The organism is Alicyclobacillus acidocaldarius subsp. acidocaldarius DSM 446 (assembly GCF_000024285.1).
GTDB classification, from domain to species: domain Bacteria; phylum Bacillota; class Bacilli; order Alicyclobacillales; family Alicyclobacillaceae; genus Alicyclobacillus; species Alicyclobacillus acidocaldarius.
The window spans coordinates 402738-423368 of sequence record NC_013205.1 but is presented as its reverse complement, the minus strand read 5'-3'; the positions used below and the strand labels follow the sequence as shown (position 1 = coordinate 423368).

Here is a 20631-nt window from a genome sequence, read left to right as displayed (position 1 = left end):
GTGCCGTTACCTCTCAAAATGATTGTATCCCCCGCGCGCAACCACCGAGAGCTTTCCGTCTCGGCGCATCACCACGCCGTCGCCCTCCTCGACGCGCCCGATGGCCGTGATGGGGGTGCCCACGACAGGCGCGACGGCGAGCAGCCGCGCGAACACGTCTCGCGGCGCCGTGCCCACGAGTTCGTAGTCCTCCCCGCCGAAAAGCGCGTACTCCAGCGGATCCTTGCCCACGGCGCGCGCGTACTCCGTGACCTCCGGCTGAATCGGGACGCGATCGCCCTCGAACAAAAGCCGCACGCCGCTCGCCTCTGCGATTTCATTCAGCTCGCTCGCCAAACCGTCGCTGATGTCGTCGAGCGCCGTGGCCCCGAGGCGCGCCGCTTCCCGGCCGAAGGCGATGCGCGGCGTGGGACGCCGATGTCGCTCGACGAGGACCGCCTGCGCGATGGCCGATCCGGCCCGCCGGCCGAGCAGAATGTCGAGCCCGGCGGCGCTCCCGCCGAGGCTGCCGGTGACGAACAACACGTCGCCGGGCCTGGCGCCGGCGCGCGTGACGGGCCGTTCGACGCGGCCCACGGCCGTGATCGACATCCAGAGCGGGCCCTGGGTGGAGACGACGTCCCCGCCGACGACGCTCGCGCCGAAAGCCGCAGCCGCTTCAGAAACGCCGTCGTAGATGGCCACCACGTCTTCCTGCGGCCAGGACGGCGGCACGGCGAGTGCGACCGTAATCCAGGCCGGCTGCCCGCCCATGGCCGCGATGTCGCTCACCGCGGCCGCCATGGCCCGATAGCCCATCTGCGGCGGGGACATCGTGTCGCGCCGAAAGTGCACGCCCTCGACAACCGCGTCCGTCGTCACGGCCAAGCGACCGCCGCCATCCACCACCGCGCAATCATCGCCGATGGGAACCATCACGTCCGCACCCGGCGGCGGAAGCTTCGCGACAAGCGCTTGAATCAGCGCGAACTCGTCCATCCCGACATCCCCTCCTTCCACCGCGCCGAGTCGTTGCCGTTGCCAATACCATAACAATGACAGCCGCCGAGGTCCGCGTCAATCATGAGCCGCGCTTCTTGTCCATAGACATCCATTAGGGCCTGTGGCCCACGACGGAAGCGGGGTGGACATGTGGACGCCATCCGAGAGATGCTGCAGTCAATCAACGCAGGCCTCCTCTTGCTGGGCTACCCAGGCACGTACGCCGCCATGGTGATGGAGGGCCTCGGCCTCCCGTTCCCAGGTGACGTGTTTCTGGCTTTTTACGGTTACGCCATTGCGCTCGGAACCATGCGGGCGCCAGCCGTCTTCAGCCTCAGCGCGCTCGGGTATTTCACCGGCGTGACCATCGTCTTCCTTCTCACGCGCCGCTTCGAATCGCTGCTGCTCAACCCGCTGTACCGGCTTCACCTGCTCAACGAAACACGCCTTCAGCATACCGGCGGCTTGCTCGATCGCTACGCCTGGCTCGTCCTCATCCCCGGCCGGTTCCTGCCCGGCATCCGCTCGCTCAGCACGTACGCCGCGGCGCTGTCCGAGATGCCGTACGCGACGTTTGCGCTCTACTCGATCGTTGGTTCGATGGTGTGGTGCGGAGCTTGGCTCGCGTTTGGCTACTGGTTCGGCGAAAATATGGACGAGATGATGAAGCACGTGCAGTCGGGGCTCAGCTGGATCACGGTGAGCCTTGTGATGGCCGCCGGCCTGTACTGGGCGTGGAGACACGTGAAGGCCAGGCGCCGGGAGAGATAGAGGATGAACGTGGATCTGGAATGGTGCGTGAAAAACGCGCCCACAGGGGTGCGAGAGGCCATTGAGCGCGTTCGCGCCGAGCGCCCGGGCGTGACGGTGAGGAAGTACGCGTGCGTGGAGCAGTGCGGTCTGTGCGCGCGCGGGCCGTTCGCGCTGGTCGGCGGAGCCGTGGTGGCGGCCGAGAGGCCCGAGTGTCTCGCGCAGCGCCTCCTCGCCGCCATCGATGAGGCCACGGGCGGGATCGGCCATTCGCGGCTTCCTTCCACATGAGACACCCCTCCCCGGCGGCGAGGCCGCCGAGGAGGGGTTGCGGTTTACGACACGCTCGAGGTGTCCGTCTGGGTCTGTTCCGCCGGGAGCGCCTGCACAATTTTGCCCTGCGGCAGATCGAAGACGCCCTTTTCCACAATCAGCTGCGCGGCGTTCTGCACAGCGGTCGGATCGACGGGCTGCTTCGGGTTGGGAATCGCGATGCGAACCTTCTTGTTTCGATCCGTCATGAACATCAGGTGAAGGGATACTTTCGCGGCCATCGACGCGCCTCCTGTCCATTCAAATCGGAACCCACGCCCATCCTTGCCGGGCTTTGCGGCCGTCACGCGCTCGGCCCCTGCCCGCCGGAACCCGTGCCCCCGGCGGAGCCGCTGCCGCCTGACCCGCCGCTGCCCGCGCTCCCGCCGGTTCCTGCCGACGCGTTCGTCAAAAGGGCCACATCGACCCGCTCCACCTGCACGAGCGGCTCGTCGATGAGCTGCGCCAGCGCGAGGCCGACCGCGAGCAGATCTTCGTCCGCCGCCTGCGGCGACACGTGGTTGAACTTGTGCACCTTCAGTTTGGGTTGCCCATTGGCGCGCGTGCCCGACTGCGTTTGCAGCTGCAACGTCGTGCCGAGTGCGAGGCTCGTTTGTGCCATCGCTCGTTCCTCCTTCCGCTGATTCCGCCGCCCGGGCGGGCACCGAAGGACATGCAGCGACGGGCTCGGCGCGTGGACAACCCGAAGCCAAGCTTTCCTGGCCCCGTGGCGCCGGTGCGCCCGCTCAAATTTGCGCGCTGTGCCGCCGTGGCGGCAGGAATTGAGCGCAGCAGGTGGAATTCATTCGAGTGAGGTATGCGTTCGACGGGATGTGGGGTGCGGTATGAGCTGGACGGCGAACTACGAATTCAAGCGCTTGGTCAAGCGGCTCATCCTGAACTACTTCGCGGGTTCCGTCATCGCCGTCCTCGGCGTGGGCGGCGTGCTCATCTTCACCACCCTCCACCTGAGTCAAGAAGACCTGTGGGTCATCTGCGGCATCCTCGGCGGGTCGCTCGTGCTGATGCTCACGGCGGACTCCATCGCGTTTCGCGTGCAAATTCGCCCGATTCGGAAAGCGCTTCTCACAGCCCATCCGACAGAAGACGTGCTTGCGAAGGGATACAAACGAGCGCTGCACCTGCCGGCGCTGGCCGTGCTCCGCGTCATGGGGCCGCACTGGCTGTCGTTCCTCATCCCAGGGCTCGTGTCGTCGTCCATCCTCGTGCGCCGAGGACTCCTGCATCTGCCGATGGCCTACGTGTGGCTGGCTTCGCTCGGCACGCTGATTGTCGCCTGCATGCACGCCGTGATCGAATTTTTTCTCACCTCGCGCTCCATCGAGCCGACGCTCGTCACCATCCGGCGCAGGAGCGAGCACATGTATGGCGCGTCCGTCTTGCTCCGCGGCCAGGTGGTGGTGCCGCTTGCGTTCAAATTCGCGATGAGCGCCGTCGTGTTTGGCGCCCTCCCGCTGCTCTTGTTCGGATTGGCGAACGCCGTTCGTCTGACCCACGAGGGACTCGGATCGTCCACCTACTGGACGTGGGCCGGCGGCATCCTGGCGCTCGGTTCGCTGTTTTCCGCCTTCGGCGGATACCTGTTGGCGAGCGACGTTCAGCGGCCCATCCGCAGGCTCGAGGCGCTGATGCGCCGCGTGGAGCGTGGGGATTTTTCCCTGCGCGCGGACGACACCTACATGGACGAGTTCTCCGATCTCATCCAGGGCTTCAACCTGATGCTGAACGGCCTCGCGCACCGCGACGCGATGAACCGCCAGCTCATCGACAGCTATTTCGCCACACTGGCCGCGGCCCTGGACGCGCGAGATCCGTACACCGCCGGCCATTCGCAGCGCGTCGCGCGCTACGCCGAGGCCATCGGCCGAAAAGTGAACCTGTCCCCACAGACCGTGCGCGAACTGAGGCAGTCTGCGCTCCTGCACGACATCGGGAAGATCGGCATCCGCGACGAGATCCTGCTAAAGGAAGGCAAGCTGACGGACGAGGAGTTCGCCATCATCAAACAGCACCCCGTGATCGGGGAAAACATCATCCGACAGATTCAGCCGGACGACGCCATGAAGCCGCTGCTGCCGGGCATCCGCTCGCACCACGAGCGGTATGACGGCAAGGGGTATCCGGACGGCCTCGCCGGCGAGGAGATTCCGCTGTTTGGCCGCATCCTCGCCGTGGCCGACGCCTTTGACGCCATGACGTCCGACCGCCCCTACCGCTCCGGCATGCCCGTGGAGCGGGCCATCCAGGTGCTTCGAGAAGGGCGCGGAACCCAGTGGGATCCGCATTTCGTGGATGCGTTCATCGAGGTGTATCGGGAGGTCTACATCCCGGACGAGGCCAAGTCCGCCGCGCGCGAGGCGGCTGCCTCCACGAGCCAGTGAAAGAGGGCCAGAGCGCCCTCGTCCTCCCGCCACAGATTTTCCGGGTGCCACTGCACCGCGACGATGGGCCACCGCCCCTCCGACTCCACGGCCTCCACCAGTCCCTCGCTGTCCCACCCCACCGGCTTGAGCAGAGGCGCCAGGTCCTTCACGGCCTGGTGGTGAAAGCTGTTGACGCGAATTGCGGTTTTCCCGTAGCACTGCGCCACGCGCGATCCCGGCTTCAGCTTGACCGTGTGCGCGTACGCGTTGCGCGGGGCTTTTTGGCTGTGCTGAATCTTGCCCTTCCACTGGCGCGGAAGATCTTGATACAGCGTGCCCCCGAGCGCCACGTTCAACATCTGCATGCCGCGGCAAATCCCGAGCACCGGTTTCTGTTCCCGCCGCATCACCTGCACGAGCAACATCTCCAGTCGGTCTCGCTCCGGCTCGAGCGTCCCCAGCCCCTGAAGCGGTTCCTGCCCGTACAGGTTCGGATCCACATCGTTGCCGCCCGTCAGCACGAGCCCGTCGAGCCGCATGCCAAGTTCAATGGCGCTCTCCTCGTCCGCGAGATACGGCAACACCACCGGGAGCCCGCCGGCCCGCTCCACGCCGCGCGCGTAGTCGTCCGTCAGCATCACCGCCTGGAGCGGTACGCCCGGGACCGCGCTCTGCCTCAGTTCGTGCGATCCCGTCAGTCCAATTAACGGCCGCGTCAAGCGCCCCACCTCCGCCCCCACACTCAAGCGTTCCAACTCGCCAGATACCGCTTCTGCGCCTCGGTCAACTCGTCGATCTCCATACCCCACGTCGAAAGCCGCATGCGCGCCACCTCTTCATCCATATGCGCCGGGATGGCGTGCAACCCGGGCGGGTACGACTTCGTCATGACTTCGCGCAGGCCGAGCGCCTGAAGCGCGAACGTCATGTCCATCACCTCGACCGGGTGGCCGTCTCCAGCCGCGAGATTGACGAGCCTGCCTTCGGCGATGAGGTACAACCTGCGCCCATCGGCCAGTCGATACTCGTCCACGTTCGGGCGGGCGGTGCGCACCTCCACGGCGAGATCGGCGAGCGCGGCCTTGTCCACCTCGACGTCGAAATGGCCCGCGTTGCCGAGAATGGCCCCATCCTTCATCCGCTCCATCGCGTCCCGCGAAATGACCGCCTTGTTGCCCGTGACCGCGATGAAGATGTCGCCGATCTCGGCCGCCTCGCGAATCGGCATCACCCGGAACCCTTCCATCACCGCCTCCACCGCGCGGATGGGATCCACCTCGCACACCACCACCTGCGCGCCGAGCCCCCGCGCGCGCATGGCCACGCCCTTGCCGCACCAGCCGTAGCCCACCACGACCACGGTCTTGCCTGCGATCATCAGGTTCGTGGTCCGCATGAACCCGTCCCACACGCTCTGCCCGGTACCGTACCGATTGTCGAACAGGTGCTTGCACTGCGCGTCGTTGACGGCGAGCATCGGGTATCTGAGCACGCCCTCGCGCGCCATGGCCCGAAGCCGCAGGATGCCCGTGGTGGTCTCCTCGCAGCCCCCTCGGATCTTCGCCGCCTGCTCCGGCCGCTCGCGGTGCAGAATCGTGGCGAGATCGGCACCGTCGTCGATCACGCCCTCGGGCTCCCAGTCGAGCACGGCCTCGAGGTGACTGCGATACTCCTCCGGCGTCGCCCCGTGCCACGCGTACACGCGCACGCCGCGGCGCGCCAGGGCCGCCGCGACGTCGTCCTGGGTGGACAGCGGGTTCGACCCGGCGATGGCCACTTCGGCACCCCCGGCCTGAATCGCCAGGGCGAGCCTTGCCGTCTTCGCCTCGAGGTGCAGGCACATGGAGATGCGCTTGCCCAAAAACGGCCTTTCCTCTGCGAACCGGCGCTCGATCTCGCCCACGAGCGGCATGTGCGCCCGCGCCCACTCGATTTTCTGTTCGCCCGAAGGATAGGCGTCCGGGTTGCGGATCATGGATGGCTTCGGTTGCGGCATGTCGATTCTCCACGCTCCTTTTGCACATGAAAAAAGACGGATGGCCCATCCGTCCTCCTCGGTTTCCAATCCGCGTTTCCAAAGCGAATCTTCAGAAATCCACCAGGCCGAGGCTGATCAACAGCCCCTCGTTGACGAGCTTCATCGCTTCGTCGTCCAGATGCGTGATCTTGTCGGTCAGGCGCTGCTTATCGATGGTGCGCAGCTGCTCGAGCAGAATCACGGAATCGCGCTCCAGACCGTACTTCTCGGCCTTGATCTCCACGTGCGTCGGCAACTTGGCCTTCTGGATCTGCGCGGTGATGGCCGCCACAATCACCGTCGGGCTGAAGCGGTTGCCGATGTCGTTTTGCACCACGAGTACGGGGCGAAATCCTCCTTGCTCCGAGCCGACCACGGGCGACAGATCCGCAAAGAAGATGTCCCCACGCCTGACATTCAATCGTTCACACCCCGCTCACCAAGCGCTCCACGGTGTTGCCGGCCTCCTGCTCGACCAGAAACGCCTCACAGGCGATGCGCAGGTTGAGAGGCGCCATCTCCTGATACCCGCGCTGCATGGTCTCGCGCAGATCTCCGGGCTCTCTCCTCGATACATACATACGCAGCGCCTCGCGCACGATGTCACGCGCGCGTTTGTCTCCGGATTCGCGACCCGCGGCTTGATTCCAGGCGTTGAATTTCGAACTCGACAAGCGCGGCACCTCCACTGTTTGCGGCGACGTCCCAGACGGCTTCCATGCCGCCATTATAGCCGCCCGCTTCTCGCGGCGCAAAAGGCGTCGAAGCGCGCCGGGCGCCCCTGTCAATCGCACACGACGCGCGGCACGCGGCGGTGCACGCGACACAAGATCTCGTACGGGATGGTCTGCGCCCGCTCCGCCAGCCGGTGAAGCGACAACACGCGCCTCTCTCCCAAATTCGACGCCATTCGATACGTTTCCTGCACGCGGGCCACACGTTCTTCCGGGCGCAGGCGGCTCCACCACCCCGCGCGCCAGAGGGCGGGCGCATCGTAGCCGAAGAGCGCCACCACGTCGCCCGTCGCCACGTCGAGCCCCGTCACGTCCACCATCAGCTGATCCATGCAGACGCGGCCGATCACAGGCCGAAACTCGCCGCGCACGAGCACCTCGCCCTCGTTCGACAGGTGCCGCGGATAGCCGTCCGCGTACCCGCCCGCAACGGTGGCGATGGTCATGGGCCGCGTCACCGTGAAGGTCGCGCCGTACCCCACGGTTTCCCCAGGCTGTGCCTGCGCGACGCGCAGCACGCCCGCGTAAAGGCTCATCACCGGGCGCAGCGAGGGCGCCGGGAGGACCGACGGATCGGGCGAATAGCCGTACGCGGCGATCCCGACGCGCACCATGTCGAGGTGCCAGGCGGGATTGCGCAGGAGCGCCGCGCTGTTCCCGGCGTGGATGCGCGGTGGGCGAAGTCCCGCCTGCTCGAGCGCGCGCACAAACGCCCCGAGGCGCTCCATCTGCCCCGCCGCGTGCGCGGGATCTTCCGCATCAGCGGCGGCCAGGTGCGTGCCCGCACCCACCAATTCCAGATCCTCTCGCTTTGCGATGGCCCGCGCGAGCGCCACGGCTTCGTCCGTTCGCTTGACCCCGAGCCGGTTCATGCCTGTGTCGAGCGGCAGGTGGACTCGAAGCCGCTTCGGCAGTCGCGGAATCTCGTCGATGGGGCTCAGGTCGGTCAGGGCGATCTCGACCTCGGCCTCCGCGGCCTTCATGCAAGCGTCCGGCGTCACCGCGCCCAGGACCAGGATGTTCACGCCGCGATGGAACGCGCGGATCTCGAGCGCCTCCTCGAGCGAAGCCACGGCCACGTGGTGCACCCCCTCGCGCACAAGCCGGCCCACCACCGCGCGCACGCCGTGTCCGTAGGCATCCGCCTTGACCGCCACCATGAGGCTCGCGCCCGGGCGCAACCTGCTTTTCAGATACCGGATGTTGTGGGAAAGATGGGCGAGATCGATCACGGCAAACAGGGGCCGGTACATTCGGGGTCACCTCATGTGCCGAGTGTAACACAAACGCGCCACCCAGAGGCCTTGGGCTTCCTCTGAGATGGCGCGGCAAAAGGAGAAATGGCGTCACTTTCCGACCTCGGCGAACGTGGAGATGGCGATATTCTCGAGCTCGGGCAGCGAGAGATCGTTGGACGTGAGGTCGAACTCGATGCCGTTTTGCATCCAGGTCAGATTGGCGACTCGGGTGCCGGGCGCCTCGTCGTAAATCGCCGGGACCCCGTACAGGTCCACCAATTCGGCGCTCGGCAGCCCCGCAGCGCCTGGGGTCAACGCCGACTCCGTCAGGACGTAGTGATGGCCGCCGCCCTGGTAGCGCATGATGATGCTCGACTCGTCGGGCTGGGCGAGATCGGTGAGCTTCGTGCCGTACATGGCCGGTGGTTCGATGTAGTCGAAGGCGTGATCGGATGCGAGGGTGGGTTTGGCGGCCTGCCCGGCTTGCGCGATGGTCTGCGGATCGAAGGCATTCTTCGGGAACTCGACGCCGGTCTCGAACGACTGGTACGTGATGACGACCGCGGCCTTGCCGTTCTTGTCGAGCAACGTGACCGACTGCGGCTTCAGGTCTTTCGAGAGCACGATTTGCTCTCGGCTGACCACGTCGCTCGCGGGGACCACGGGCACCTCGAACGCGTAGGCGTCCTTCTCCCGGCTCACCTTCACGGACTTGTCGGACGCAATCCGCTGCAGGAGCTGATCGTAGAGGTAAATCTGCCCCTGGTTCTGCGCCCAGTTGCCGTTGAAGCGGAACACCTTCCCGAGCGACGGGCTCACGATGAACATGCCGTTGGGCGTGCGGACAATGACCTGATTGATCTGCTTGTCTGCGTTGCCGAGCTCGATCTTGTACATGTCTTTCGACTCGTAGGAGACGCGCACGAAGTACTTCTGGACGTTGTTGTCCATCTGCACCGTCATGATGGCCTCGCTCTGGTAGTTCTTGTTCTCGAGGGCCTGCGCCTCCGACTGGATCTTGTGACTCACGGAACTGGTGGTGCCGGGGATGCCGCAGCCAGCGACGACGCCCCCCGCGAGGGCGAGCGACAACAGGACTGCCGTTAGCTTTCGCATAGCCACCTCGCCTTTCTCCGCCACGCACCATCCTCACTCCGAGGCGCCCATCTCCGCGCGATACGCGCGCACCGCGTCCGGCAGCCGCGCAATGACGTCCGAAGCCGTGACGGCGACCTCCGTCAGATCTTCCCCTGCGCGCTCGCCGGCCCGGCCGTGCAGCCAGGCGCCAATGGAGGCGGCGTCGAACGCGTCCAGACCCTGCGCGATGAGCGCGCCGATGACGCCGGCCAACACGTCGCCCGTCCCCGCCACCGCGAGCGCGCTCGATCCGGTGGGATTCACTCGCACCCGCCCATCGGGGTGCGCGATGACGGTCCGGTGCCCCTTGAGGAGCGTCACCGCCTGACTGCGGGCGGCGATGGTCCTCGCGGCCTCGAGCCGCCGCGCCTGCACCTGGCGCGCGTCCCAGCCGAGCATGCGCGCGGCCTCCTTGGGATGGGGCGTCAGGACAAACTCGCCCGCCACCGGATCAAACTGGCCCGCGTGCGCCACGGCCGCGAGCGCCTCCGCGTCAATGACTCCGCGCGCCACGCCCGCCCGGACGAGATCGTACAGCCACGTGCGCGCCTCGCGGCCGAGCAGCCCAAGCCCCGGACCGACGATCACGGCGTCCACGTCCTGCAGCAGCTGGGCGGGATCGCCGCCTTCCCGAACGACGACATCGGGCGCGAACAGCGACGCTTCCACACGAGCGCCCGCGACGACTACCAGTCCCGCGCCTGCGCGAAGCGCAGCGAGCGAGGCGAGCCGGCTCGCGCCCGGCATCTGGCCGAGGGCGATGCCCACCTTGCCGAAGGTGCCCTTGTGGCTCATGGCGCTGCGGAAGCCGAACCGGCGGCCAAAGGCCGCGGGCGACACGTAGGACGCCCGGACGCGCGCCGGATCGACAGGGATACCGACGTCTGCCACGCGCACGCGGCCGGCGTGGATGGCGCCGGGCGTCACCGCCGTGCCGAGCTTCTCCGCCGCCATGGCGATGGTCTCGTGCGCCGCGATGGCAGGCCCAGGGACCTCCCCGGTGGACGCGTCGACGCCGGACGGAAGGTCAGCGCTCACGATGTACGCCGAAGACGCGTTGGCCTCCTCAATCATCTGCGCGATCACGCCTTCGGCGGGGCGGGAAACCCCGGTGCCTAGGAGCGCGTCGATGAGCACGGCGCGACGGCGTCCGCCCTGGTCGAAGCCCGAGAGCGCCTGGTGGAGGCTCCCCGGCTCGTAGACCCGCCACGGGACGCCAAACCGCTCCGCCATCTGCTGTGCGGCGCGCGCGTCGCCCTGAAGGGCGGCCGGATCGCACGAGGACAACACTTCGACCTCGATGCCCGCGTGGCGCAGCCATCGCGCCGCAACCCAGCCGTCGCCGCCGTTCATGCCCTTGCCACACAGGACCACCACTTTGTCCGGCCGGAGTTCCCGGACGCGCTCGGCGATGGCGCGGCCCGCGTGATCCATCAGGACGATGGCCGGGACGCCCAGGCGATGGATGGTGTCGTGATCGAAACACCGCATTTCATCACTCGTGACGAGATACACAGAGTGCCCTCCCCGAGGATTGGTATATGGATATGAGCCGTGTCCACGAAGTATGTACAACGGTGACAAGCGCGTGCGACGGTCACAACTGCTCCAAGGCGGCGACGGCGAACGCGATGCCGGCGCCGTGGGTGAGGGCGAGATGAATCCGAACGCGGGCGGCATCCGGCGGACCGAATCGGTCCCAAAGCGCGGATGGCGGCTTCCAGGCGACCTGCAAGCCCTCGCGGCCAAGCAATACGGCCACGTGCGGCATGGACAGGCGAGCGAGGCCGCAGCCAGCGGCCTTCGCGACGGCCTCCTTCGCTGCAAATCGGCCCGCCACAAACTCCGCGAACCTGGCCGCGTCGGAGATGCCGGCCGCGAGGAGACGTTCTTCCGGGGCGAGCACGCGCTGGACGAACGCCTCGCCTCGCCGCTCGAGCGCCGCGCGAATGCGGCGGATCTCGATCACGTCGTTGCCGATTCCGAGGATCAAGCGCCTCACCACCTCTTTGGATCGATTGTACTACGGCGCAGGCGGTTTCCATCTCGTCACAGGAAAAGTTTCATGGCGGAGACCGTAATTCTGTGGATGACTCGGATCCCCTTTCCGAACGCGGACATCTACGGTAAACTGGAACAAGGGGGGATGACCATGCATATCCTTGGTCACATTGTCCGCTTTATCGTCTCTGCATTGGTCCTGTTGCTCGTCAGCCATATCGTCCACGGCTTTTACATCCACGGATTCTGGCGCGCCATCATCGCCGCGATTGTCATCACGCTGTTGGGATTGGCCATGGAAGCCCTGTTCGGGCGGAGGATCTCGCCGTACGGGCGAGGCATCATCGGCTTCATCAGCGGCGCCATCGTCATCTATGTCGCGCAGATCTTCGTGCACGGCATGCACGTGAGCATCATCGGCGCCCTGTTGGCGTCGCTCGTCATCGGCATCATCGACCTGTTCATCCCGACGAGCTTCCGCCGGCCGAGAAACGACTGAGTCAAGCGAAGCCTGGGGCTGCCTCCGTGCTCATCCGTCCGATGGGCCGAGGCGGCCCTTTTCTCGTGCATGGGCAGGTGCGCATCGCTACGAGCGCGTTCGTGCATTTCAACTTCGTTTATGGCACAATGATCGAGATATGTCCACGGAAAGGACGGACGGACGTGCATCACCTGCTTGAGGCCATCTTCATCCTCGTCGTCGGCGTCGCCTTCACGTACCTCATGAAGATCCGCCCGGGCGCGCAACCCATGTCGCGGGCGAAGATGATCGCCTATTTTGTGCTTGGCGTCGTGATCGGCGTCATCTTCATCACCACGGACCACATCTACGCGCCCACCACGGGGCTGTGAGCCACTGAGCCTCGCCCGGGCCACGACAGCGAACGGAGCGATACATACCATGCAAGGTTTGATCACGCTGAAGAGCCGGCACGAACAAAATCTGATGCGAGAGGCCGGAAAGGTGGTCGCAGGCTGCCACGAGGCGCTGCGCAGCTTCATCAGGCCCGGCATTCGGACCATCGACATTGACCAGTTTGTCGAGGACTTCATCCGCCGGTACCGCATGGAGCCCGCACAGAAGGGCTACCGAGGCTATCCCTTCGCCTCGTGCACGTCGGTCAACGACGTCATCTGCCACGGCTTCCCGGGCGAGTACGTCCTTCAGGAGGGCGACATCGTCACGGTGGACATGGTCGCGGTGCACAAGGGGCTTCACGCCGACTCCGCCTGGAGCTACGCCGTCGGCGAGGTCAGCGAGACGGCGCGCCGGTTGCTCGACGTGACGCGCCGCGCGCTCTACATCGGGATTGAACAGGCGATTCCAGGCAACCACATCTCGGATATCGGCCACGCCATTCAGACCTATGTCGAGGCGCAGGGGTTCTCCGTCGTGCGCGATTACATCGGCCATGGCATCGGGCGCCAGATGCACGAGAGCCCCGAGGTCCTGCATTTCGGCCCGCCGCACCGCGGGCCGAAGATCAGAAAGGGCATGGCGTTCACCGTGGAACCCATGGTCAACGTCGGTACATACGAGACCAAGCTCGATCCCGACGGCTGGACGGCTCGCACCGCCGATGGCAGTTTGAGCGCGCAGTACGAACACACGCTCATCATCACGGACGAAGGCCCCGAGATCATCACCAAGCAGGACGGCGAGTGAGCCAAAAAGGCCGCCCAGCGCGCATTCCGCGCCTGAGCGGCCTCCATTCATCCGTGAACCGTCTTCGGCACCCGCTCCCGTCGGGGCGGCCGCACCTGCAGCCACTGCTCATCGATCTCAAAGTGAGCGTCCGCAAGAATCTTCGCAAGGTGTTCGAGCGGCGTGCGGGCAACCTCGCGATACGATTTGCGCGTGTAGAGGTCGATCGCGTTCGGCAGTTCTCGCTTCAGCTGCTTGCGCAACCGATTCCCAGCCGCATCTGCGTCCACCAGGATATACACCTCGTCGTGCTGCAGCGGGACGATGTCGTTTTCTACCTGCTCGTAGCTCAGCGTGCCCTGCGTGCACACCACGTCCACCTCTTCGCGCAGCACCTTCAGAATTCTCGACTTGTCCGTCTTGCCTTCGACGATGATGACTTTTCGCGAAGTCGCGTGCGTCCGCATGTCGCTCAACTTCCTTCCGTCATCGCGCGCGGCCCAGGCCGCGCGGCGAAGGTGACTTCGTCGGATCACGTCCATCATAGCACGAGTCGCGCCCCATCGGCAGAGGTCGTCCCTGGAAGCCACGGCGCCACGGCGTGCGCCCAATTGAACATGCGTGCCCCGATGCGATCCCGCCCCCTTTTTTCGCAGTGTATGCAGAGCCAACTCGTCCCCATACGGACGGGACTCCGCTCCCGTATGTAGAAAAAAGGCCGCCTCCAGGGTGGGGGCGGCGGTGCGGACGCTTTGCGGCCTCACGCCACGGGCGTGCAGGTCGTGGTCGTCGAGCACGTGTACGCGGGAACGAGCAGGAAGAAGAGCACGAAGATGATCAGAAACACCACTGCCCAACGCGTGTAGCCACCAAACACACCGTACATCCGCGTTCCCTCCTCCGACAGGTTTGTGCCGGTCGGCACATTGCCATAGAATGCGGGAAGAACGCGATGGTGCGGGCGAATGTCCAGGGCCCCCGCCAAGTCCACACCGAAGGGAGACGGATTCCCATGTTCACACCGTTCCCAGGAGACAGACCCGAGGCGCTCGGCACCCTGCCCCACGAGGCCCTCGTCTTCGTCCACACGCCGCTCTGCGGCACGTGTCAACTCGCTCGGCGCATGCTGGAGGTCGTCGACGCGGCCCACACCAACCGGCTTCCGCTCTACGATCTCGACGCCAACCTCGCGCCCGAGGCCATGCAGTCGTGGAAGATCGAGAGTGTGCCGGCGCTGTTGTACGTGAAAAACGGCGAGATCGCCCACGTCCAATACCGGTTTGGCGACGTGGTCGATCTCGCCGACGCGATTCGGCAGTTTCTCGAGCGTTAACGCGGAATGCCGGGCAGCACCGCCGCGAGCTCTTCCCAGGTGAGGTATTTGCGCTCGATGTCCTCTTCCACGAGCCCCCGCCCGCGCTGGACCTCGATGAACTGCATGCCGGTCTCGGTGCGAATCGCGTGCCACACCCCCTGCGGCGCGCGGACAATGTCGCCCGCCGCGACCCTCTGCCACCGGTCATCGACGACGATCTCGCCCTCGCCCTCGATGATGGTCCAGATCTCTTCGCGCCACTTGTGCCGGTGATAGCTGAGGTTGCGGCCGGGCAGGAGCTCGACGCACTTCGTGAGGACTTCCGTCTCGTCGTCGAGCAACTGATAGTCAATCACGCGGTAGCGCCCCCAGCGGCGCTCCTCGTACATCGGCCGGTTGTCAAGTGGCGCAACGACGTCCTTCAGCCCCGCGGCCATGTCCTTGTCCGCCGCGAGAATCCCGTCCGGCGTGGCCACGACGATGGCCCTCTTCAGCCCAAGCGCCACAACCGGCAGACCCAGCTCGTTCACCACGTGCGTGTCCTCGCACTGCGAGAGAATCGCGCGGCCAACCGCCTCGCTCTCCATCTGCTCGGCGAGGGACGACCAGGTGCCGAGATCGGACCAGGTGCCGCGATACGGGTGCGCCACGATGGAGGAGAGCTTCTCCACGACCTCGTAGTCGAAGCTTCGCTTGGGGAACTGATCGAAGCCGCTGCGCGCCTCCGCGTACGTCGATGGCAGGCCGCGATCGCGCAGGATGCGGACGATGGTTCGCGGCTGGAAGCAGAACACGCCGCAGTTCCACAGCGCCCCTTGGCGAATCAGCTCCTCGGCCACGGCTCGCTCCGGCTTTTCAACGAATCGCTTCACGCGGAAACAGTCGCCGTCGGCGGGCGCCTCCGGGACGATGTAGCCAAATTTGCTCGTCGGCTCCGTCGGCCACACGCCCATGAGCGCCATCTCGGCGCCTTCGCGGAGCAGAATCGGCCCTAGATTTTGGATTTCTTGGAAATAGTGATCGTCCACAAAGTGGTCCACGGGGCAGACGACCACCGGCTCGTCGGGATCCATGCCCCGCTCGTCGACGAGGTACAAGGTCGACAGGGCGATGGCCGCGAAGGTGTCCCGCCGCGTGGGCTCCTCAATCACGTCGATCTCGCCAATTTGCGCGCGAATCACCTCCACCTGCGGCTTCGACGCGCACACAAACACATCGTCGGCGGCCAGTCCGGCCTGTCCGATCTGCCGCCAGACGCGCTGAAGCATCGACTCGAGCCCCTCGCCGTCCGGCCGGGGCAAAATGCGCAAAAACTGCTTGGACCGGACGTCGTTCGACATGGGCCACAGGCGCTTGCCCGATCCGCCGCTCAGAAGAACCAGTTTCACCACGCACCACTCCCTTCCCTGGAATGTCTTGTAGTGGCGGATGGATACGCCCCCCATCACTCACAGTTCTCACTATAAAGCATGGGTGCGCGTTTCGTCCACGGGTTCGAGACGCTCTCGAGGCCCACGAAAACGGGGCTGGCCCGCCATCCACATGGCTGGGAGCAGCCCCGCTTGCTCATGGTGTATTTGCGATGTTCGCCTGGGCGCCATTCGCGGCCGAACCGTTGGTGTCCCCACTTCCGTTGCCATGACCGCCTTTCCCAGACGACACCACCTGCGACTTGGGACTCGGGCTGGCGGCCCCGGGAGGCGTCGACGTCACCGCGGTGTTGGTCGGTGCCGTGTTTGCCGTGTTGCCGATGTCGTTACTCGTGCCTGTGGTGGTGTTTCCAATGGTCGTGTTGCCCAGGCTCTGGTTCCAGAGACCGCCCGTCCTGTTTCCCGGGAGCGTGTTGTTCAAGCCGTTGCCGGGCGGCACCGTGTTCGTCTGGTTGTTCCCGTTCGGCGGCGCTTGGCTCGTCGTCACCGTTACCGACGCCGGCTTGCCCACGGCCTGACCGGTCGCCTGGCTCGTGGCCTGAACGGTGTAGATGTACGTCTCATTGGGCTGCACGGACGTGTCCGTGATGGTCTGCGCCGTCGTCTGGCCCACGGGCACCGTCTCGTCCGCGCCGTTCGTGGACACGCGCGTCACCACGTAGGTCACGGGCTGCGAGAAGCTGCCGGACCAGGACAGGGTCACCGTGTTGGCGTTCGGGTTGTACGTCGCGGACAGGTTGGTGATGGCGTTCGTCGGATTCGCGTTGTTCTGCCCGCCGTTCATCTGATTCACGTAGTCGACACCTTGCGCGGTGCCCGTGATGTAGGGGTACGGACCCACCGGGAACTGCTCCGGCGCCTCGTTCGCCAGCGCCAGCGCGATGATGTCGTGAAAGATCTGCGCCGCGTTCGCGGACGGATCGACCGGCGACATCGTCATGTGATGTTCCGGCGTCGACACGTCGTACCCGATGTGAATGCTGCCCACGAGGTTCGGCGTGTAGCCGTCGAACCAGCCGTCGCGCACCCAGTTCGGGTGATCGCTCACGAGGCCGGCGCTGTACTGCACCGTGCCCGTCTTGCCCGCGACGCCCCAGCCCGGGAGCTTGGCGTTCTGGCCCGTGCCGTAATCCACGACGTCCTCCATCAGGCGCGTCATGTCGAGCGCCACCAGCGGAGACATCACCTGCGTCTGCTGCGGCCCCTCGTGATAGATGATCCCGCCCTGGCTGTTCACAATCTTCGTGATGAGATACGGCTGAGACCGAATGCCGTTGTTGTCAAACGGCGTATACGCAGCGACCATCTCCATCGGCGTGACCCCATTCTCCAAGCCGCCGATGGCGATGCCCAGGTGCTCATAGTCCTTCGGCGTGAGCGGGATGCCGTCCGCCTTGGCGAAGTTGGCCCCCGTGTCAATACCGATCTGCGACAACAGCCAGACCGACGCCACGTTCTGCGACCACTCCAGCGCATACTGGAGCGTCACCTTCGGCGGCGCGTTCGGATCCCAGTTCTGCGGGATGTAACCGCCGCCGAAATCCTGGGGCGTGTTGTCCAGGATGGACGTGTACGTCCACTTGCCCGTGGCCAAGGCCGGCGCGTAGTCCATGATGGGCTTGATGGACGATCCCGGCGAGCTCGCTTGATAGACGCGATCGAGCCCGAGCGGCACGTACCCCTGCCTGCGCGATCCCGCCGCGCCGAGGATGGCCCCGGTCTTCGGATCCACGAAGATCGCCGCGCCTTCCACGACGGTCCCGGTCGTCGGCCCCGGGAAGTCCGCGTCGTACTTCCCGCTCCAGAACACCTCGTCAATCGCGTTCTGCACGTTCGGCGCGATGGTCGTGTAGATCTTCAACCCGCCCTGCATGACCTCCTGAGGCGGGATGCCGTGCCGATTCAGGTAATCGAGCAGGAAATTCGTGAAAAGCGGCTGGGTATCCCAACCGTCACCCGGGAACGAGTGGAACGACACCCCGAGCGGCTGCTTCTCCGCGGCGTCGGCCTGCGCTTGCGTGATATAGCCGTAGCGCACCATGTTCTGCAGCACCTGATTGCGCCGCTCGATGGCCGCCTGCGGGTGCACGAGCGGATCGTACGCCGAAGGCGCCTGTGGCAGCCCCGCAAGCAGCGCCGCGTCCGCGAGCGTCAGCTTGTTCGGTTCCGCCTTGAGGTCGATGCCAAAATACCGCAGGGCCCCCTGCTCGATCCCGACCGCGCTCTCGCCCATCGGAATGCGGTTCAGGTACATCGTGAGGATTTCCTGCTTGGTGAAATTGCGCTCGATCTGCAGGCCCAAGATGATCTGCTTGAACTTGCGCGCAAACGTCTTCTGATCCGTCAGGTAGACCATCTTCGCCAACTGCTCGGGGATGGTGCTCGCACCCTGGGCCAGGCTGCCCGAGGAGACGTCCACGAACAGCGCGCGAAAGACGGATTTGAGATCGATGCCCGTGCTATTGGTCCAGAAGGTGTGATCTTCCGTCGCGACAATCGCGTCCTGGATGTCCTTCGGAATCTGGTTATAGGTCAAATCCGTGTTCGGCGAGCCGAGCGTCAGGAGCTTCGTCCCGTCGGCGGCGTACACGACCGTCGGTTGATGCGATTCCTCCAACAGGCTCGCGTCAAACGGCGTGAGCCGGACCGCGAGGTACAACCCAACCGCAATCACCACGACAAACGCGACGACCGTTCCGAGGGCGATGGCAATCCATCGTCGGACCAAACGGCCCACCTCCATCGATATGGACTTCTCAGAGTCGCTTCATGCGCCAACTGAGCGTGGGCGCCGGAACGGACGATGCGGCCGCAACCGGCACGCGCACCGTCTGCGCCCCCACCTGAATTTGGAGTTGGCCCACCACTTGGTCGGCCGCAATCGGCTTCTTCGGATCCAGCACATCCGCCCGATACGTCTGCTGCACGGGGAGTCCTCCCCAGCCGATGACCTGCACCGGCTCCGTCGCGACGAGCGAGACGGGCTTGGCCCAGGGCGCAGACAGCGTCCCCACCGTCTGCCCGGCGGAGACGAGTTGGACGGATCGCAGCGCCTTCTGGGCGTCCTGCGACATCGCGACGGCCGCGGTCAACGCCTCAGCAAGGGGCTGCGGGCCCTTCTGACCCAGCACCGCGCCGATGATCAGCACCTCGCGGTTGCCGATGACCTTGCGCGCGGCAAACACAAAACAGCCGCCCGCCTCGAGCGTCGATCCCGTCTTGCCTCCGATGATGGTTCCATGCCCCACCACCGAATCGACATTGTACACAAGCCCCGCGACAGGGAGCTCTGCTTGCGCCTCACCCACAATCTGTCGGAACACCGGGTTCTGCATCGCCAGCGCAAACAGCTTCATTTGATCCACCGCGTCGCTCTGGCTCGCGGGCGAGTATCCCGTGGGATCCGCGTAGTGCGTCTCGGTCATGCCAAGCCTTTTCGCGGTCGCGTTCATCTCCTGGACGAACGCCTGCACGGAGCCATCGCACCACTTCGCCAAGAGCGTGCCCATGTTGTTGCCGGAAGGCAAAAGCAGCCCCTCGAGCGCCTGATATTCCGTGATTTGTTCTCCTGCGGCCACCTTCACCACGGATTGTCCCAGGGCCTTGTCTCTCTCATACACCTTCACGTCATCCGGCGTGATGGTGATGGAAGGCCCCTGTTGCCCCAGCTGCAGCGGGTGCTTCTGAAGCACAAGGTACGCCGTCATGACCTTGGTCACGCTTGCGATGGGCACAGGAACCTGAGGCCCGGACGATCCGAAGCTGCCCACGCCGTCGGCCATCAGCGCGGCCTCGCCCTGCGAAGGCCAATGGATGACGGGCTTCTCACCCGGAATGGCGCGCGGCAGTGGCGCGGCCACATCGGAGGCCGCCTGCGGGATGGGGCGCACCAACTGGAGAACCGGCACGCCGATGACGATGATGGCAATCACGATAGCAATGACGAAACCGCGCAAACTACGCACAACCATCCTCCTATGCTGCTCGTCCCGCGCCCCTCAGGTCGCAGGCTGTTCAGTCTTGGCGCCGGACTTCGACGCCTCCATCTCGCGGATCAAGCGCTTGTAGCGCACAAACATCGCGATGCGCCACGGCACGAGCATGCCGAACGCCAGGCAGAAGAAGAGCGATCCCGTCTGGTACACATCCACATATCGCTCGACGACGCTGTGGAGGACAATGCGCACCACCAACAGCCCGAGCAAGATATAGATGAACGCCCGCGACCGCTTCAAATAGACGCCATCTTCTCCTACGTAAAAATGGCTCGTCGCGATCAGCGGATAGCTGAACATGCACCCCACCAGGAACGCGGCGACGGCATACAGAATCGGCTCGCGCGTGAATGGAAACACATACATCAGGAATCCCGTGCTCATGGCGAGCGGCGGGATGAGGATCTTCCGCGCATTCGTCGGGCGCTTGGATGCCCGCAGCCGCACAAAAATGACCGTGATGGCGAACACGACGGCGACAACGGTTGCAATCAGCGTGGTGACTTCGCTGTGATTCACGCTCTCCCCTCGCCTTCCTGCGAGATCCGACGAGCTGATATGGCGACAATCGCTTCCCCCATGCGGACTACGTGTGAGTATACCACCATTGACTCAACGCTTTCTTGAACAGCGATCTACAAAACTGCGAACTTTGCACACGAGTGGGCGCGGCGTGAGGAAAATCGTCTGGT

General features: G+C 65.2%; 25 protein-coding genes. 8 read left to right on the top strand and 17 right to left on the bottom strand.

What is annotated here, in order from left to right:
- Positions 1-6 precede the first annotated feature (6 nt).
- Complete coding sequence (thiL, locus tag AACI_RS01945; RefSeq protein WP_012809800.1) at positions 7-978, bottom strand: thiamine-phosphate kinase; 972 nt, start codon at positions 976-978, stop codon at positions 7-9.
- A gap of 171 nt (positions 979-1149) precedes the next feature.
- On the opposite strand from thiL, the gene AACI_RS01940 reads away from it, so the two are divergent.
- Both AACI_RS01940 and AACI_RS01935 read left to right on the top strand, forming a co-directional pair.
- The gene (locus tag AACI_RS01940) at positions 1150-1752 is read left to right on the top strand and encodes a DedA family protein (protein ID WP_242549249.1); all 603 of its coding nucleotides are present in this window, start codon (positions 1150-1152) and stop codon (positions 1750-1752) included.
- A gap of 3 nt (positions 1753-1755) precedes the next feature.
- On the top strand, positions 1756-2022 hold the full coding sequence (locus AACI_RS01935; protein ID WP_012809797.1) for a YuzB family protein: 267 nt from the start codon (positions 1756-1758) through the stop codon (positions 2020-2022).
- Between the two features lie 44 nt (positions 2023-2066).
- On the opposite strand, the gene AACI_RS01930 is transcribed toward AACI_RS01935, so the two are convergent.
- Positions 2067-2285: a DUF2922 domain-containing protein gene (locus tag AACI_RS01930; protein WP_012809796.1), complete on the bottom strand. Its 219-nt coding sequence runs from the start codon at positions 2283-2285 to the stop codon at positions 2067-2069.
- A 62-nt stretch (positions 2286-2347) separates the two neighbouring features.
- A complete protein-coding gene (locus tag AACI_RS01925; RefSeq protein WP_012809795.1) occupies positions 2348-2665 on the bottom strand; it encodes a DUF1659 domain-containing protein in 318 nt (105 codons plus the stop codon).
- Positions 2666-2716: 51 nt separating this feature from the next.
- Between AACI_RS01925 and AACI_RS16725 the strand changes: the two genes are divergently transcribed.
- Positions 2717-2857 (top strand): hypothetical protein, encoded by a 141-nt coding sequence (locus AACI_RS16725; RefSeq protein ID WP_218917102.1) that lies wholly within the window; start codon positions 2717-2719, stop codon positions 2855-2857.
- Positions 2858-2888: 31 nt separating this feature from the next.
- Entirely contained in the window at positions 2889-4445 is a 1557-nt protein-coding gene (locus AACI_RS01920) for an HD domain-containing phosphohydrolase (protein ID WP_012809794.1), read from the top strand.
- Here AACI_RS01920 and AACI_RS01915 read toward each other — a convergent pair.
- From AACI_RS01915 to acpS, 8 genes are all read right to left on the bottom strand, one after another.
- Positions 4385-5155: a gamma-glutamyl-gamma-aminobutyrate hydrolase family protein gene (locus AACI_RS01915; protein WP_245530666.1), complete on the bottom strand. Its 771-nt coding sequence runs from the start codon at positions 5153-5155 to the stop codon at positions 4385-4387. The genes AACI_RS01920 and AACI_RS01915 overlap by 61 nt on opposite strands.
- A 14-nt stretch (positions 5156-5169) precedes the next feature.
- Positions 5170-6423, bottom strand: coding sequence for an adenosylhomocysteinase (locus tag AACI_RS01910; protein WP_012809792.1), 1254 nt, complete (start codon positions 6421-6423; stop codon positions 5170-5172).
- 91 nt (positions 6424-6514) lie between these two features.
- Positions 6515-6865 (bottom strand): type II toxin-antitoxin system PemK/MazF family toxin, encoded by a 351-nt coding sequence (locus tag AACI_RS01905; protein WP_008336350.1) that lies wholly within the window; start codon positions 6863-6865, stop codon positions 6515-6517.
- 4 nt (positions 6866-6869) lie between these two features.
- Positions 6870-7118 carry a hypothetical protein gene (locus AACI_RS01900; protein ID WP_012809791.1) on the bottom strand — a complete coding sequence of 83 codons (249 nt, stop codon included), beginning with the start codon at positions 7116-7118 and terminating at the stop codon, positions 6870-6872.
- Positions 7119-7228: 110 nt separating this feature from the next.
- Positions 7229-8431, bottom strand: a complete 1203-nt coding sequence (alr, locus tag AACI_RS01895; protein WP_012809790.1) for an alanine racemase — start codon at positions 8429-8431, stop codon at positions 7229-7231.
- Between the two features lie 93 nt (positions 8432-8524).
- A complete protein-coding gene (locus tag AACI_RS01890; protein ID WP_012809789.1) occupies positions 8525-9556 on the bottom strand; it encodes a LolA family protein in 1032 nt (343 codons plus the stop codon).
- A gap of 9 nt (positions 9557-9565) precedes the next feature.
- Complete coding sequence (locus AACI_RS01885) at positions 9566-11068, bottom strand: bifunctional ADP-dependent NAD(P)H-hydrate dehydratase/NAD(P)H-hydrate epimerase (protein WP_012809788.1); 1503 nt, start codon at positions 11066-11068, stop codon at positions 9566-9568.
- A gap of 82 nt (positions 11069-11150) precedes the next feature.
- Positions 11151-11555, bottom strand: coding sequence for a holo-ACP synthase (gene acpS / locus AACI_RS01880; RefSeq protein ID WP_245530665.1), 405 nt, complete (start codon positions 11553-11555; stop codon positions 11151-11153).
- A 150-nt stretch (positions 11556-11705) separates the two neighbouring features.
- Between acpS and AACI_RS01875 the strand changes: the two genes are divergently transcribed.
- From AACI_RS01875 to map, 3 genes are all read left to right on the top strand, one after another.
- On the top strand, positions 11706-12053 hold the full coding sequence (locus AACI_RS01875; RefSeq protein WP_041707806.1) for a phage holin family protein: 348 nt from the start codon (positions 11706-11708) through the stop codon (positions 12051-12053).
- Between the two features lie 164 nt (positions 12054-12217).
- Entirely contained in the window at positions 12218-12406 is a 189-nt protein-coding gene (locus AACI_RS01870; protein WP_041707803.1) for a hypothetical protein, read from the top strand.
- Between the two features lie 49 nt (positions 12407-12455).
- On the top strand, positions 12456-13220 hold the full coding sequence (map, locus tag AACI_RS01865) for a type I methionyl aminopeptidase (RefSeq protein ID WP_012809784.1): 765 nt from the start codon (positions 12456-12458) through the stop codon (positions 13218-13220).
- 47 nt (positions 13221-13267) lie between these two features.
- On the opposite strand, the gene AACI_RS01860 is transcribed toward map, so the two are convergent.
- Both AACI_RS01860 and AACI_RS17080 read right to left on the bottom strand, forming a co-directional pair.
- On the bottom strand, positions 13268-13741 hold the full coding sequence (locus AACI_RS01860) for a toprim domain-containing protein (RefSeq protein ID WP_245530664.1): 474 nt from the start codon (positions 13739-13741) through the stop codon (positions 13268-13270).
- A 218-nt stretch (positions 13742-13959) separates the two neighbouring features.
- Entirely contained in the window at positions 13960-14085 is a 126-nt protein-coding gene (locus AACI_RS17080) for a hypothetical protein (protein WP_008336326.1), read from the bottom strand.
- Positions 14086-14211: 126 nt separating this feature from the next.
- Between AACI_RS17080 and AACI_RS01855 the strand changes: the two genes are divergently transcribed.
- Complete coding sequence (locus tag AACI_RS01855; protein WP_012809781.1) at positions 14212-14532, top strand: thioredoxin family protein; 321 nt, start codon at positions 14212-14214, stop codon at positions 14530-14532.
- On the opposite strand, the gene AACI_RS01850 is transcribed toward AACI_RS01855, so the two are convergent.
- The 4 genes from AACI_RS01850 to AACI_RS01835 form a co-directional block, all read right to left on the bottom strand.
- A complete protein-coding gene (locus tag AACI_RS01850; RefSeq protein WP_041707211.1) occupies positions 14529-15905 on the bottom strand; it encodes a sugar phosphate nucleotidyltransferase in 1377 nt (458 codons plus the stop codon). The two genes, AACI_RS01855 and AACI_RS01850, sit on opposite strands and share 4 nt — an antisense overlap.
- A gap of 175 nt (positions 15906-16080) precedes the next feature.
- The gene (locus AACI_RS01845) at positions 16081-18681 is read right to left on the bottom strand and encodes a penicillin-binding protein 1A (protein ID WP_245530753.1); all 2601 of its coding nucleotides are present in this window, start codon (positions 18679-18681) and stop codon (positions 16081-16083) included.
- Positions 18682-18700: 19 nt separating this feature from the next.
- Positions 18701-19915, bottom strand: a complete 1215-nt coding sequence (locus AACI_RS01840; RefSeq protein ID WP_245530663.1) for a D-alanyl-D-alanine carboxypeptidase family protein — start codon at positions 19913-19915, stop codon at positions 18701-18703.
- A gap of 27 nt (positions 19916-19942) precedes the next feature.
- Positions 19943-20458, bottom strand: coding sequence for a CcdC family protein (locus AACI_RS01835; protein WP_012809777.1), 516 nt, complete (start codon positions 20456-20458; stop codon positions 19943-19945).
- Positions 20459-20631: the final 173 nt, after the last annotated feature.